Origin of the sequence: Bacillus sp. CBEL-1 (genome assembly GCF_004348885.1) — a bacterium.
GTDB lineage: Bacteria > Bacillota > Bacilli > Bacillales > Bacillaceae_H > Priestia > Priestia aryabhattai_A.
Genome location: NZ_SBIM01000003.1, coordinates 572,230 through 586,689 on the forward strand (window position 1 = coordinate 572,230; position 14,460 = coordinate 586,689).

At 38.7% G+C, this 14,460-nt stretch carries 13 protein-coding genes; 2 read left to right on the forward strand and 11 right to left on the reverse strand.

The window, feature by feature from the left end; genetic code table 11:
- Positions 1–98: 98 nt before the first annotated feature.
- Both recU and EPL02_RS03030 read left to right on the forward strand, forming a co-directional pair.
- The gene (recU, locus tag EPL02_RS03025) at positions 99–701 is read left to right on the forward strand and encodes a Holliday junction resolvase RecU (protein ID WP_094911494.1); all 603 of its coding nucleotides are present in this window, start codon (positions 99–101) and stop codon (positions 699–701) included.
- Positions 702–764: 63 nt separating this feature from the next.
- Positions 765–3,506: a transglycosylase domain-containing protein gene (locus tag EPL02_RS03030; protein WP_094911495.1), complete on the forward strand. Its 2,742-nt coding sequence runs from the start codon at positions 765–767 to the stop codon at positions 3,504–3,506.
- 25 nt (positions 3,507–3,531) lie between these two features.
- Here the strand turns inward: EPL02_RS03030 and EPL02_RS03035 are convergent, their stop codons facing one another.
- The 11 genes from EPL02_RS03035 to panC form a co-directional block, all read right to left on the reverse strand.
- On the reverse strand, positions 3,532–4,050 hold the full coding sequence (locus EPL02_RS03035; RefSeq protein ID WP_094911496.1) for a YpoC family protein: 519 nt from the start codon (positions 4,048–4,050) through the stop codon (positions 3,532–3,534).
- Positions 4,034–4,702, reverse strand: a complete 669-nt coding sequence (gene nth / locus EPL02_RS03040; protein ID WP_094911497.1) for an endonuclease III — start codon at positions 4,700–4,702, stop codon at positions 4,034–4,036. The genes EPL02_RS03035 and nth overlap by 17 nt, the downstream gene beginning before the upstream one ends.
- Positions 4,703–4,855: 153 nt before the next feature.
- A complete protein-coding gene (locus EPL02_RS03045; protein ID WP_094911498.1) occupies positions 4,856–5,560 on the reverse strand; it encodes a DnaD domain-containing protein in 705 nt (234 codons plus the stop codon).
- A gap of 213 nt (positions 5,561–5,773) precedes the next feature.
- Positions 5,774–7,066 carry an asparagine--tRNA ligase gene (gene asnS, locus EPL02_RS03050; RefSeq protein ID WP_094911499.1) on the reverse strand — a complete coding sequence of 431 codons (1,293 nt, stop codon included), beginning with the start codon at positions 7,064–7,066 and terminating at the stop codon, positions 5,774–5,776.
- 151 nt (positions 7,067–7,217) lie between these two features.
- The gene (locus tag EPL02_RS03055; protein ID WP_094911500.1) at positions 7,218–8,402 is read right to left on the reverse strand and encodes a pyridoxal phosphate-dependent aminotransferase; all 1,185 of its coding nucleotides are present in this window, start codon (positions 8,400–8,402) and stop codon (positions 7,218–7,220) included.
- A 128-nt stretch (positions 8,403–8,530) separates the two neighbouring features.
- The gene (locus tag EPL02_RS03060; RefSeq protein ID WP_094911501.1) at positions 8,531–9,022 is read right to left on the reverse strand and encodes a cell wall elongation regulator TseB-like domain-containing protein; all 492 of its coding nucleotides are present in this window, start codon (positions 9,020–9,022) and stop codon (positions 8,531–8,533) included.
- 11 nt (positions 9,023–9,033) lie between these two features.
- Positions 9,034–9,204, reverse strand: coding sequence for a YpmA family protein (locus tag EPL02_RS03065; RefSeq protein ID WP_064484047.1), 171 nt, complete (start codon positions 9,202–9,204; stop codon positions 9,034–9,036).
- Between the two features lie 186 nt (positions 9,205–9,390).
- Complete coding sequence (locus EPL02_RS03070; RefSeq protein ID WP_131886953.1) at positions 9,391–10,200, reverse strand: ComEC/Rec2 family competence protein; 810 nt, start codon at positions 10,198–10,200, stop codon at positions 9,391–9,393.
- A gap of 89 nt (positions 10,201–10,289) precedes the next feature.
- On the reverse strand, positions 10,290–13,094 hold the full coding sequence (gene dinG, locus EPL02_RS03075) for an ATP-dependent DNA helicase DinG (RefSeq protein ID WP_256993344.1): 2,805 nt from the start codon (positions 13,092–13,094) through the stop codon (positions 10,290–10,292).
- 114 nt (positions 13,095–13,208) lie between these two features.
- A complete protein-coding gene (gene panD, locus EPL02_RS03080) occupies positions 13,209–13,592 on the reverse strand; it encodes an aspartate 1-decarboxylase (protein WP_131886954.1) in 384 nt (127 codons plus the stop codon).
- A gap of 21 nt (positions 13,593–13,613) precedes the next feature.
- Positions 13,614–14,459, reverse strand: a complete 846-nt coding sequence (gene panC / locus EPL02_RS03085) for a pantoate--beta-alanine ligase (RefSeq protein WP_094911504.1) — start codon at positions 14,457–14,459, stop codon at positions 13,614–13,616.
- Between the last annotated feature and the right edge of the window lies 1 nt (position 14,460).

The following is a 14,460-nucleotide window of genomic DNA, read 5'->3' on the forward strand; positions in this document are numbered from 1 at the left end:
ATTTGGTATGAACACTAAGTATGTTTTCATTCTATCTCAAGTGAAATTTGGTATAATAGAGTGTGCGTGTGTGAAATTAAGCAAAGGAGTGATGGTGTGTGATTCGTTACCCTAACGGAAAAGCATATACCCCTGCTAAACATCCCAACAGTCCTTCCCGGGGCAAAGGTGAGCCCGTATACAGTAATCGAGGTATGACTTTGGAAGAGGATTTAAATGAAACAAATGATTATTATTTGGCACAAGGAATAGCAGTGATTCACAAGAAACCCACGCCAATTCAGATTGTGAACGTTGACTATCCTAAGCGAAGTGCTGCAGTTATTAAAGAGGCTTATTTTAAACAAGCTTCTACAACAGATTATAACGGGGTATACAAAGGTAAATATATTGATTTCGAAGCAAAGGAAACAAAAAATAAAACGTCTTTTCCCTTACGAAATTTTCACGAACACCAAATTCAGCATATGCATCAAATCGTGAAACAAGATGGAATCTCATTCGTTATATTAATGTTTACTTCTTTGGAAGAAATATACCTTTTTGAAGCACCGTCCCTTTTTCCCTATTGGCAAGATATGAAAAAAGATGGACGAAAATCCATTCCAAAAGCCGATATTGAAAAAAAAGGACATTTAATCGAACTTGGTTACCATCCCAGAATCGATTACATAAAAACTATAGATAAATTGTATTTTTAAGAGTATGATATATATGTTTACGGAAATCATTCTCTTACAATTGTTTGAAAGGTAGGAGCTTTTATGTCAGATAATTATCGCTCGCGTGAAGAACGAAGACGAGCAATGAATGACAACAAACAAACGAACAAACCACAAGGAAACAAGAAAAAGGAAAAGAAAAAAGGCGGCATTTTCCGCAAGATTGTTGCTGCAGTCTTCATTTTAGGTATTATTGGACTGATAGCTGGTGTTGGAACATTTTTCGCTTTAATAAGCGATGCACCTAAAGTTGACGACTCTGTTTTAAAAGACTCGTTTTCATCTAAGATTTACGCAAACGATGGAAAAACAGTCATTAAAGAAGTCGGAGGCGAAAAGCGTACATACGTACAATATGATGAAATTCCTCAGACTGTTAAAAATGCGTTCATTGCAACCGAAGATGTTCGCTTTTATAAACACCATGGAATTGACTTTTATCGAATTGGTGGCGCTGTAGTAGCCAACTTTAAAGAAGGCTTTGGTTCAGAAGGCGCAAGTACCATTACGCAGCAGGTTGTTAAAAATTCATTCTTATCACCTGAAAAAACTGTAAAGCGTAAAGTGCAAGAAATGTGGCTTTCTTATCAGCTAGAGCGCAAATATTCAAAACAGCAAATTCTTGAAATGTATTTAAACAAAATTTACTTCTCGACTGGAGAAGTATACGGTATCGCAAAAGCAGCAGAAACGTTCTACGGCGTGACTGATTTAAACGATTTAACAGTTGATCAAGCCGCTATGCTCGCTGGATTGCCAAAAGCACCGTCAACGTATAATCCGTATAAAAACCCAGAGAATGCTACAAAACGCCGTAACACAGTATTAAATTTAATGGCTAAAAACGGATTTATTACGCAAGCTGAAGCAGATCAAGCAAAGCAAGTTGATGTGCAGGCAAATTTAGTTGAACAAAATGAAAAAACGTCAAAATATGATGTGTTTATCGACCAGGTCATTGAAGAAGTACAAGAAAAAACAGATGCTAACGTCTCTTCTTCCGGATTAGAAATCTACACAACGCTTGACGTGGATGCACAAGATTATGTTGATCAATTAATGAATAACCAAATTGTCACCTTCCCTAACGATAAGTTCCAAGCCGGTCTTGTCGTGTTAGACAATGAGACAGGTGCAGTTGAAGCAATCGGTGGAGGTCGTAATCGTGTAGCTGGAGGTTTAAACTTTGCTACTGACATCGAGCGTCAACCAGGTTCAACAATTAAACCGGTTCTTGACTACGGACCCGCCGTTGAGTATTTAAAATGGTCTACTGCAGAGCCAATTAAAGATGAACCGCATCAATACTCAAACGGTACACAAATTCGAAACTTCAGCCGCAACTATAAAGGTTGGGTATCTGCTCGTGAAGCGCTAGGACGTTCTTTAAATATCCCTGCTTTAAAAGCCTTCCAAGCCGTGGGAGCTGATAAAGCACAAGAATTTGGAGAAGGCCTAGGACTTGAGCTTGGCGAATCTAGCGGTGAGAAGTTTGCCGAAGCGTTTTCTATCGGTGGATTTACTGAAGGTGTTACGCCAATGGAACTAGCAGGTGCTTACAGTGCATTTGCTAACGAAGGAATGTTCACAAAACCTTATACGGTAACAAAAGTGAAGTTCTCTGATGGTACAGAATTAGATCTATCACCAAAGCCTAAACGTGCAATGCAAGACTACACGGCGTTTATGGTAACAGACATGATGAAATCTGTTGTCGAAGCACCGTACGGAACGGCACGCGCAGCTCGTGTACCTGGCTTAGAAATCGCAGGTAAAACTGGAACATCTAACTTTGATGCAAAGGAAAAAGCAAGCTTTAATATTCCTGAAGGCGGCGTAAAAGACGTTTGGTTCTCAGGCTTTACTCCAAAGTACACGGTTTCAGTTTGGACAGGATACGAAAAGAATTCCGACGGCTATATTTATAGTGAAAATGAAAAAGCTATGGCAAAGAATATTTTCAAGCAGGTTATTACACACGTATCTCAAGGTGAAGAAAAAGGTAGCTTTAAACAGCCTGATAGTGTTGTAAAACGTGCTGTCGAAAAAGTCTCAAGTAAAGATGTGAAGAAACCAAGTGGTGCAACTCCAAAAGATTCAATTACGTATGAATACTTTGTACGAGGCACAGAGCCAACGAAAGTTTCTCAAATCTTTGTAGAAAAAGAGAAAGAAAAGAAAGAAAAAGAAGCGAAGGAAGAAAAAGCAAAACTTTCGGCTTCCTTCAGCGAAGGTTCTAATGCAATTAACGTTAACTGGTCAGGTGGAGATGATGAAACAGAGTTTACCGTCAATATGACTTCTTCTGATGGTGCAAGCCAAACATTAGCTGATAAAGGAAGTGCTGGCAGTACATCTATCCCATCACCTACTCCAGGTGCGACCTATAGCTTCAGTTTAAGTACAAATAATGCAGGCAGTGCAAGTGCTTCCGTAAAGGTACCACAATCTGCTGAAGAAGAGCCTGAAGAGAATGACGAATCTCAGCCTGGTGATGAAGGGCAAAACCCTGATGAGGGAACGCGTCCTGAAGATGAAAATGATGGTGAAGACACCGATCAGCCAGACAATGACAATTCACAAAACCCTGATCAAGGTGAGCAGCCAGAAACTGAAAATCCAAGTCAACCACCTAGCCAACCTGGAAACGGTAATAATGGAAACAACGGGAATGGTAATGGGAACGGCAATAATGACAATAATGGAAATAACGGCAACGGTAACGGCCAAGGAAACAACCAACAGCCTCCTGCTACTCCAGATCAACAAACTGAAAATGAATAAAAATAAACCGCTCATCGTGAGCGGTTTATTTTTTTAAGCGTATACGCTTAATGGCATACTGCTTTTGTAATTCCTTATATAGTTCACTAAGCTGAACGAATGAGTGATACATTCCAGGCTTTTTCAACAGAAATAGTAGACGCTCAGACGTGTTCACTGGCTTGTATGTAAGCTTTTGAATATCAGCTTCCAGTGCTGTAAGACCTTGAATAGACCTCCCATTAATCCAAAACAGCGCACTTAAAAATCTCCCACTCCATTCCGTAATTACCTCTTTTGCATTTGTCACTTTACGTATAGAAAATTGTTCGTGTAGTATTTTCTCTTGGTTCTTCCATTCTATAAATAACGATGGGATACAATCTTCTAATGAATTCCATGGAGCTTCTGGAAGCTCTTCTTCTTTCGCTACTATGTCATAGATAAAGGCTGGTTGCTGATGTGTCTCCCCCCTCAGCAACGGCGACTGAAACACAATAACATCTTGTGCGAAAAAAAATGGATCACGCTTAAATTCAGGCGGCACTTTAACCTTTGCTAGCATGCTCACCTCTCGCCTTCATTCGTTTTTTTCCTTCTCGACACAGCTCCAGCAATGGACAAGTGGGACATTGAGGAGCCTGCGCTTTACAGTGATAGCGTCCAAAGAAAATTAAGCGGTGATGAGTAACTCCCCACTCTTCTTTTGGCACCTTTCGCATCAACGTTTTTTCTACTTCTAATACTGAATCCTTCCAGCGACAAATACCAAGTCTTTTACTAACTCGCTCCACGTGCGTATCAACGGCAATAGCAGGAATACCAAAAGCAACGGAAACGACGACATTAGCTGTCTTTCGGCCCACTCCAGGAAGCTTAGTAAGCTCATCTCTGTCTTGTGGTACTTCACCGTTGTACTCATGAATTAAAAGCTCACACAGCTTTCGAATATTTTTTGCTTTGTTCCGATAAAGTCCTATTGAACGAATGTCTTGCTGAAGCTCTTCTAATGAAACAGCTAGATAATCTTCTGGTGTTTGATATTTTTGAAAAAGTTCTTTTGTCACTCTATTTACAAGCGCATCCGTACACTGAGCGGATAGAGCAACTGCAATCACTAGCTCAAATGGATTTTTATGATTTAATTCACAGTGTGCATCAGGAAACATTTCTGCCATTACGTCTAAACAGTGACGAATTTGTGTTAGATTTAACATAGCTTGCTAAAACAACCTTAATTTGTTTTAGCTTTTCACCCCTTTTTGTCTTAGTATGTATTATCATGCTAAAAAAGCTGATTTAACATCAGGACACGCCTGAAATTAAATCAGCTTTCCTCTTCCGTTAACCACTCTTAGTAATGGAGTTTATTACTGTTCAAGCCAGTTGAAAAATGGAACAGCTGAGGAATTTTGAGATTGGGAAGGCTTCTGACTTTTAGGTTGTTGATGTTGCCTAAATTTTTGACTATGCGCTCGTGCCTGGTCGATGGTTTTAATACCATTCTTCTTCCACTCAAACAAGATGCGGTCAATGTATCGGAAATTTAATTTTCCGGACATAACTGATTCACGAAGAGCTGTTTTAATAATGATTGGATCATGATGATCTTGGTCTACCCACATAGCTAACGTTTCGCATTCAAACGGCGAAAGCGGACGACCAAACTCTTTTTCAAAAATCGAATATAAATTTATCTCTTCCTGCTCTTGCACTTGCTGCACTTCATTTTGATTTTCCTTCATCAATAAATTAATCAGCTTTCCCCAAAGTGGTTTAAGAGAATATTGCTCGGAAATAACCGAAGAGGAATCATCGAGCTGTTCAATCGTCAGAACACCTTTTTGAATAAGATTTCGAAGCACTTCCATACACTTTGTCGTGGAGACACTCATTTTTGCAGAGAGATCATGTGGAGTGGGAAAGTATTCACCACTATCAATAAATACATTAAGATGCATTAGCATCATAAATTCTGTTTCATCTAAGCCTAAATCGCTATAGTGATTAAACAATAGCTTTGGAATAGAAATAGAGCCTTGCTCAAACCATGCAATCATATCATCTTTTTTCATTTTGGAACACCTCTAAAGTTAGTATATCACGAAGGATAGGTGAAAACGAAAAACTGTTTAGGAAAACTTTCACCATAAAACAAATAAAAATCCACCGTTTTTTAGAAAGGGTGGACGTTTATTTAATGCGTAACAACATTGATTAGAAAAAGATGGCGTCATGCCACCTTTTTCTAGTGTAACAATTTTGTATACAAAGTCACTTCGCTTCTATTAAGGATACAGACGGTTTAAGAGACGTGGGAATGGAATGGTTTCACGAACGTGCTCAACGCCACTAATCCATGCTACCGTACGCTCAAGTCCTAACCCGAACCCAGAGTGTGGAACTGATCCGTACTTACGAAGCTCTAAATACCATTTATACGTTTCTGTATCTAGCTCATGTTCTGCTACGCGCTGAGCTAGTAATTCTTGATCGTGGATACGCTCTGATCCACCAATAATTTCTCCATAACCTTCAGGAGCAATTAAATCTGCACATAATACTACATCTGCATTTGTTGGGTCTGGCTGCATGTAGAATGGTTTTAATGATGTTGGATAATGCGTGATAAACACTGGCTTATCATAGCTTTCTGCGATAGCCGTTTCGTGTGGTGAACCAAAGTCATCTCCCCACTGAATATCATCGAATCCTTTTTCATGTAAAAATTTCAACGCATCATCATACGTAATACGTGGGAACGGAGCTTTAATTTGTTCTAATTTAGACGTATCTCGACCTAGAACATTTAATTCTAGCTTACAATTTTCTAGTACTGATTGAACCACGTGTGATACGTATTCTTCTTGTACCTTTAAGCTATCTTCAAACTGGTAGAATGCCATTTCAGGCTCAATCATCCAGAATTCAATTAAATGACGACGCGTTTTTGACTTTTCTGCACGGAATGTTGGACCAAATGAAAATACTTTTCCAAGTGCCATTGCAGCTGCTTCCATATAAAGTTGGCCACTTTGTGAAAGGAATGCATCTTCATCGAAGTACTTCGTATGGAAAAGTTCTGTTGTACCTTCTGGCGCGCTTCCCGTTAAGATTGGAGGATCTACTTTTGTAAACCCATTATCATTAAAGAATTCGTACGTAGCACGAATAATTTCGTTACGAACTTTCATTACAGCGTGTTGACGCTTTGAGCGTAACCATAAGTGACGGTTGTCCATTAAAAACTCTGTCCCGTGTTCTTTTGGCGTAATTGGATAGTCAACTGCTTCATGGATAACTTCTACATCCGTTACTGTTAATTCATATCCAAAAGGTGAACGCTCATCTTCTTGAACAGTTCCTGTTACGTATAAAGAAGATTCTTGCGTTAATGCTTTTGCCTTTTTGAAAACATCTTCCCCTACTTCTGCCTTTACAACAACCCCTTGAATAAATCCAGAGCCGTCTCGAAGCTGTAGGAATGCGATTTTACCACTTGAACGTTTATTTGCTAACCAAGCACCAATTGTTACTTCTTTTCCAACGTGCTTACTTGCTTCAGAAATCGTAATTTTCACGATTAAAATCCCTCCAAAAAACTTACATCCTTTAATTATGTATGCCACCCTATTATACATTTCGACACTCACAATAACAAGTAACAATCACGGGAAACTTATGACATTGTCAATAAAAGAGCGGCTTCTACAGAAGCCGCTCTCCATTACTTTATTTCATGTGTCTTGCCATAAATGACGCAATTCGCGCCACTGCTTTTTCCAATAGTTCAAGCGAAGTAGCGTAGGATAAACGAACATTTTCAGGAGAACCGAATCCTGAACCTGGAACAAGTGCTACTTTTTCTTCTTCTAAAATCGCTTCTACCCAAGCATCTACCGTTTCAAACCCTGTTAGTCTAGCAGCTTCAATAGCGTTAGGGAACAAATAGAATGCACCTTGAGGCTTTAAACAAGAGAAACCAGGAATGTCATTAAGTTGTTTATGAATTACGTTTAAACGCTCTTCAAAGGCTTTGCGCATCATTTCCACGGGCTCTTGCGTTCCGTTATAAGCTGCAATTGTTGCATATTGAGCAATTGAAGTTGGGTTAGATGTGCTGTGACTCGCTAGGTTCGTCATTGCCTTTATGATTGTCTCGTTACCAGCTGCATACCCAATACGCCATCCTGTCATTGAGTGCGATTTAGATACCCCATTGATAATAATGGTTTGCTCTTTGAGCGCTGGTGATAATTCTGCAATCGAAACGTGCTCTGCACCACCATATACTAATTTTTCATAGATTTCATCTGATACAATTAATACATCATGCTTTAAGCAAACTTCACCGAGTGCTTCTAACTCTTCACGAGTATAAATCATACCTGTTGGATTACTTGGTGAGTTTAAAATTACGGCTTTTGTTTTACTAGTAATAACTGACTCTAGCTGTGCGGGCGTAATTTTAAATTCATTATTTTCAGAACCTTCGACATAAACCGGTGTACCTTCTGCTAGCTTGACTTGCTCAGGATAACTTACCCAGTAAGGAGTTGGAATGATAACTTCATCTCCCTCATCTAAAATCACTTGAAACAATGTATACAAAGCATGCTTTGCGCCTGAACATACGATAACTTCAGATGACTTGTATGTTAAGTTCTGGTCACGCTTAAACTTTTCAATAATTGCGTCTTTTAAAGGCATAAGTCCGCCTGCAGGTGTATACTTTGTTTGGCCCTCATTCATTGCTTTTACAGATGCTTCTAGTATATGCTGCGGCGTATTAAAATCCGGTTCACCTGCACCTAAGCCAATGACATCATGTCCTGCGGCTTTAAGCTCTTTTGCTTTGGCTGTAATAGCCAATGTCGATGATGGTGTTAAAGCTGATACACGTTTTGCTAATTTCACTAAAATCTCCCCCTATGAACTACGGCTATAACCAGCTATGTAAAGCTGATCATAGCAACAATTTTGCTTTACTCTAAGATGCAAAGCGTTTTATAACACGTATGCATAAACATACGTTATAAATAAACTCATTCAGGTTTTGTTAAGCTATATCGCTTCATAAACTCCCCGCTTGTAAAATCAATATAATAATAAGTTAAATGTTTTTCCTCTTGATCAATATAGGTAACTTCCCATAGCGGCTTTTCATTTTCAATTCCTAGTCGGACTGATTTAATTTCTTTCGGATTTCGATCTCGTTGAACAATTTCTATAGCTTGTTCTTTTGAAATTCCATCGGCTACTTTTTTCAACACCGCTTTTTGTTTTTGACTTTTTGGTACCCAAGCGATAACATCTTCATTTTTATCGTTAATACCTTCTACTACATAAAATGTATGGTCTCCAAAATATGCTTGTGTACTCGTCACAGATTTTAGATTAAAATCTTCTTTTGCCTTGGCTGATGCCTTTTTCTCGTCAACTTGTACATCGTTTACAGCCGCTTTATAAATTGAATGGGTTTGCCACCCTGCTACTAAACATACCATAACAACAATTCCAATAAACCACTTTTTCATCTTATCCCTACTTATGTACGATAAATCGTAAAAATTGCTTTACTTTGATCTTCTTGGTCTAATGCTAGTCCAAACATTAAATCTTTCTTTTTTAACGTTCGATTTAAGCTGTCCACTATTTTATATAAATCAGAAGAATGCTCAATGCGAACGGTTGATAAAACTTCAATTTTGCTTTCCATGTTGTTCCTCCTCTTACCAAACACCTCTAAATAAATGATTATCTGTTTATCATAACACACGGCTTAGCTTTTGGGCTATTGTATTCCCTATCTAAACATAAAATCAAGCTAGGAAAACTCGCTCTGCTATAGCTAAAACCTCTCTATTTTTATTATAATTATCTCTCTTTCTTTTGCAAAAGAAATTTAGGTCGTCTTCTTAAATTTCATAACATCATAAATCGTAGGTGACATTTTAATAGAAAGCGATTCCCTTTTATTTGTATCGTATAACTCGATCCAGCCATCCGTTAACCGTGATGCAAGGTCAGGATGAATGGTGCGATTCTCTTTTGAAAATAAGACACCAATTTGTGGGTTTAGCTGTTTTAAAAACGGCTCTGATAACGGCTCACCTTCACCAAAATTTGCGAGTTTAATTAAGTCTATTTTTCTTACTGGCTTCATAAGCAAATGCTGCTCAATAGTAGATGCAGGGCTACTCATATAAAGCATTTGATGTTCTCCAAATGCTACTATAAAATCCATGGAAGGGATATTCTCTTCTTCATGATAAAGAACGGATACATGAATATGTTTTGATAGCTGATACATATCCTTAGTTTTCCACATAGTGGTATGCTGAGTTTGTAATTCTTTTGAGCCTTTGGGCACAATTAATTCTTCTACCTGATATTGCTTTGTAACCCAATCAACATTTCCGTTGTATTTCTCGCTTTGCTTTGTAATAATCACTTGGTTAATTTGCTTAATATGGTAAAAATCCAGCCAATAAGCTAGCTCTTTTCGCGATCGTTTACTGCCTGTATTAATTAGAATAACGCGATTCGTCCCGTCTTGTACAAGTGTGGCTTCTCCATCGAATAAAGGAAAAAAGGAAATTGCTGCTTCGTCTTCTTTGAGGCTAAAGTCTACTTGACTAGCTCCCTGAACAATGCAAGCATTGCTGAACAAGCACAGGCAAACTGCCCATATTAACATATTTCGATTAATCATGTTAAACACACTCACTTCCTTTGTTTTCCACTATTAGGGTGTACATCTACAAGAAAAGCTATGCAAAAAAAGCTTTAGCACATTCCGTGCTAAAGCCTCTTTGACATCCACCATGTTTCAAAATCGTGGAGCGCTACTGAGAATGATTCACTTACGATATCTACATCTGGCAAAGAATGAAGAAAATGAGAGCCATACATCGTTGTAATCATGCGGTTATCTAAAATAAAGATAGATCCTTTATCTTGCTTAGTTCGAATTAGTCTTCCGAATCCCTGCTTAAAACGAATGACAGCTTGAGGGAGCGAATAATCCATAAATGGATTTTTTCCTTCTTTTCGCAGCTGCTCAAATTTTGCTTTTAGAAATGGGTGTCGTGGTGACGCAAAAGGTAAGCGAACAATGATGAGACTAGATACCAGTTCACCAGGGAGGTCAATACCTTCCCACAAGCTGTTCGTTCCTAGTAAAATAGATTGTGAAAACTGCGCAAAGTCTTTTAGTAATCGATTTCGATTACGCGTTGTCACTCCTTGACCAAGGATAACAAATTCCTCTAAATCATTTAATTCTTTCATATACTGATAGGTCATCTTTAACATTTCATAAGAGGTAAATAGTACAAGCATGCGCCCTTTTGTGATAGATGCAATATCTAAGATACTTTCTGCCATAATCGCACTATACTCTTCAAGCGTCACATCATTTACAGCTGGCATATCTTTTGGAATATATACCTTTGCCTGTTTTCGATAGTCAAAAGGAGATGGTATCGTCATTTGCAGTGGTTGAAAATCATACAACCCAAGCTGTTCAATAATATAAGAAAAAGAATGATTCACTGTTAGCGTAGCAGAAGTTAGTATAACGCTTTGCTTTTTCGCAAAAAACGTATCTGCTAACGTGTCCGCCACCGAAAGCGGTTGACGATATAAAAAAGTAGCGTTTGCCGCTCCTTTTGGCTCTATTTCAATCCATGTCACCTCTTCAAGATGTGTTTGAAAGAAAAAATCTGCAAGCTCGCTTGACAGATGATGAAATTGTTCAATTGCGCTTGTCAACTCGTGAATATGAGACTGTTCTCTTTTTGTAAGCTGCTCGTGATAGGAATCCATCACCTGAAAATCAGCATGTAAAAGAGATAAAATATCGTTCATTAAAAAACGCACTCGAGATGCTTGTTCCTGGATGGCATGCCAATGAAGGTTGTTCTCTTCTTGAGCATTATAACGGTAGCTTACTCGTCCAATTTCACTATCCGTTTGCTTATTTTTTTTCATTACATACGCATGGACAAGACGAAATAAGTCATCACATTCAATACGAAGCTTCTCTAGCAGCTCTTCTAGTTTTTTTGCATTTAGCCCTATATCATGTTTCTGACAAAGCTTATGTACTTTGTTTAATAACCCCTTATCTTCTAACAACCCTATTCTGCTTAATAGAGCATGAATAGAAAAATAATCAAGTCTTCCACCAAGCTCTTCACTTGCAATGGTGTCAAAGTGATGAGCTTCATCAATTACAACTTGCTCATAGCTTGGAAGCAAGTTTCGCTTGCTAACCACATCTAACAAAAGAAGCCTGTGATTTGTAATGATAATCTGAGCTTGTGCTGCACGAGCCTGTGCACGATTATAAAAAGAATGTTGATTCCAAGGATGCTTAAAGTCTAAATGGGAAGGATTGCTTTCATTCAGCTGTTCCCAAAATAGCTTTCCACCGGACGGCAAGTTGATTTCATCAACATCTCCTGTCTCCGTCTCCGTAAGCCAAATCAATAGTTTGGCTTTTGTTAAAATAACGTCATAGTTATGATTGCGCTCTTTTAAAAACTGATTGAATTTTCGAATGCTAAGATAATGCTCACGCCCCTTTAAAACTGCTGCGTTTAATTCAAACGGCATAAGCTTTTTTAACATAGGTATATCTCTTTCCATTAGCTGTTGCTGTAACGTTACGGTATGCGTTGAAACAACGATAGGCCTTTTATGCTGCTGAGCATAAAAAGCAGCCGGAATTAAATAAGCAATCGTTTTTCCAATACCAGTTCCCGCTTCAATAAGCGCATGCTCGTTATCCGTTAAGCTTTCATGGACAGCATTCATCATTTGCTCTTGACCCGTTCTCTTTTCAAATGTGCTAAACACTGACGCTAAATTTTCTTTTTGCTCTTGAAATTCCTCATATGTAACAAGAACTTCCGATGGCTTCACAACAGGCTTTTGCTTTTTTAGCGCTAAGCCATGAACAAAATCATATCCTTCATGATAATCATCTTTCTTTTGATTCATTATACCTTGAATTAACTCACCAATCTCACTTTTTAAATGCAAAGACAGCGTATATAGCTGCTTTAATGTTGTAAGTGGAAGACCATTTAACTTTTCCATTAACAATAGTAAGATTTTCGCCGTCACTTCAGCATCACTGTCTGCTTGATGAGGCTGATCATGATTTAAATTTAAATACTCAGCAAGCTGGTTGAGCTTATAACCCTCTACTGTAGGGAGAAGCATACGCGCTAATTCCACCGTATCCACCGTGGACGGATACAGCTTATCGTATCCATTTTGAGCTAATGACTCCTGGAGGAAATTAAGGTCAAAAGCAACGTTATGCGCTACAAAATAAGCATCTTCTAACAGCTCAATAATTTTCTCGGAAATATCCTCAAACGTCGGGGCACCTTCAACCATGTTTTGATGAATATTTGTCAGTTGTGAAATAAAAGGAGGAATTGGTACATTGGGGTTCAAAAACGTTGAGAAACGCTCAACTATTCGGCCGTTTTCAACAACCACGGCTGCAAATTGAATAATTTGATCTCCTTGTTTTGGAGAATGTCCTGTCGTCTCTAAATCAACAACAACAAAGCGCTTATCCATCATCATGACCTCACCTGCCTGTTCTTATAGTATAAAAGAAAATACCTGCTTCTATACGAAACTACTTATGTAGAGCTTCTATTCGCTCAAAAAAATCCCCCTCGATTAAGGGGGATAATATTATAAAATTGTACCAGCTGGCTCTTGTTTAAGCAATTGTTTAATTTTGTTCTGTTCATCCATGATGGCTACTGTTGGATGATGATCAGCTACTTTTTCTTCTGCTACTAGTACATAAGAGATAATAATAACAACATCTCCGGGCTGTACGAGACGTGCTGCCGCACCGTTTAAACAAACCACTCCGCTGCCTCTCTCTCCCGGTATAACATACGTCTCTAGGCGAGCACCATTGTTATTGTTCACAATTTGTACTTTTTCATTTGGCTGGATACCTACAGCATCAATTAAATCTTCATCAATCGTAATACTTCCCACATAGTTTAAATTTGCTTCTGTCACATGTGCTCTATGAATTTTTGCGTTCATCATTGTTCGAAACATCAGGAAACCCTCTTTCTATGGTCAGATTGCCATAATAATATTATCAATTAATCGAGCTTTAGAGAATTGTATAGCGAGCGCAATAATAACCTGTCCATCTAGCTTATTTAGAGGCTTTAGCTCAGGGTAAGAATAAATCGCTACGTAATCTATTGTACCGCTCGTATTATTTTTAATCGTTCTTTCAATCTGCGCTTTAATTGTCGCAACGTCACGCTCACCGCTTTCAACTAATTGCTTCGCTTCTTGTAGACTTCGATACAAAGCAGGCGCTTCGTTACGCTCAGCATCTAGCAAGTTCACATTTCTTGAACTTTTAGCAAGACCATCGTCTTCTCGCACCGTATCAACCGCTACGAGCTCAATTGGGAACTTAAAATCAGTAATCAATCCATGCACCACGGCTACTTGCTGAGCATCCTTTTTCCCAAAGTATGCTCGCTTAGGCTGTACAAGATGAAACAGTTTTGTTAGGACTGTTGCAACACCGTCAAAATGACCTGGACGCTTGGCTCCACAAAGCACATCTACACGGTTAGTGACCGATATAGAAATGGAAGCTTGACCAGGATACATTTCATCCACGCTTGGGTAAAATAAATAATCAGCCTCTTCCGCTTTAGCTAAGCGTTCATCACGTTTAAAGTCTCGTGGGTACGTATCAAAGTCCTCGTTTGGTCCGAACTGAGTTGGATTAACAAAAATGCTTAAAACGACCACATCGTTCTCTGCACGCGCCTGTTTAAGTAGCGCGAGGTGACCTTCATGTAGAAATCCCATTGTCGGTACAAATCCAATTGTTTTCCCTTGACGCTGAAGCTGAATCGAAAGCTCTTGCATATCTTTGGCAGTAGAGATAACTTTCATC

Bases quoted from the DNA above. Each gene is read 5' to 3' on its own strand.
- EPL02_RS03030 (WP_094911495.1), top strand. From the start codon at position 765: ATGTCAGATAATTATCGCTCGCGTGAAGAACGAAGACGAGCAATGAAT.
- EPL02_RS03035 (WP_094911496.1), bottom strand. From the start codon at position 4,050: ATGCTAGCAAAGGTTAAAGTGCCGCCTGAATTTAAGCGTGATCCATTT.
- nth (WP_094911497.1), bottom strand. From the start codon at position 4,702: ATGTTAAATCTAACACAAATTCGTCACTGTTTAGACGTAATGGCAGAA.
- EPL02_RS03045 (WP_094911498.1), bottom strand. From the start codon at position 5,560: ATGAAAAAAGATGATATGATTGCATGGTTTGAGCAAGGCTCTATTTCT.
- EPL02_RS03060 (WP_094911501.1), bottom strand. From the start codon at position 9,022: ATGAAAAAGTGGTTTATTGGAATTGTTGTTATGGTATGTTTAGTAGCA.
- EPL02_RS03065 (WP_064484047.1), bottom strand. From the start codon at position 9,204: ATGGAAAGCAAAATTGAAGTTTTATCAACCGTTCGCATTGAGCATTCT.
- EPL02_RS03070 (WP_131886953.1), bottom strand. From the start codon at position 10,200: ATGATTAATCGAAATATGTTAATATGGGCAGTTTGCCTGTGCTTGTTC.
- dinG (WP_256993344.1), bottom strand. From the start codon at position 13,094: ATGATGATGGATAAGCGCTTTGTTGTTGTTGATTTAGAGACGACAGGA.
- panD (WP_131886954.1), bottom strand. From the start codon at position 13,592: ATGTTTCGAACAATGATGAACGCAAAAATTCATAGAGCACATGTGACA.
- panC (WP_094911504.1), bottom strand. From the start codon at position 14,459: ATGAAAGTTATCTCTACTGCCAAAGATATGCAAGAGCTTTCGATTCAG.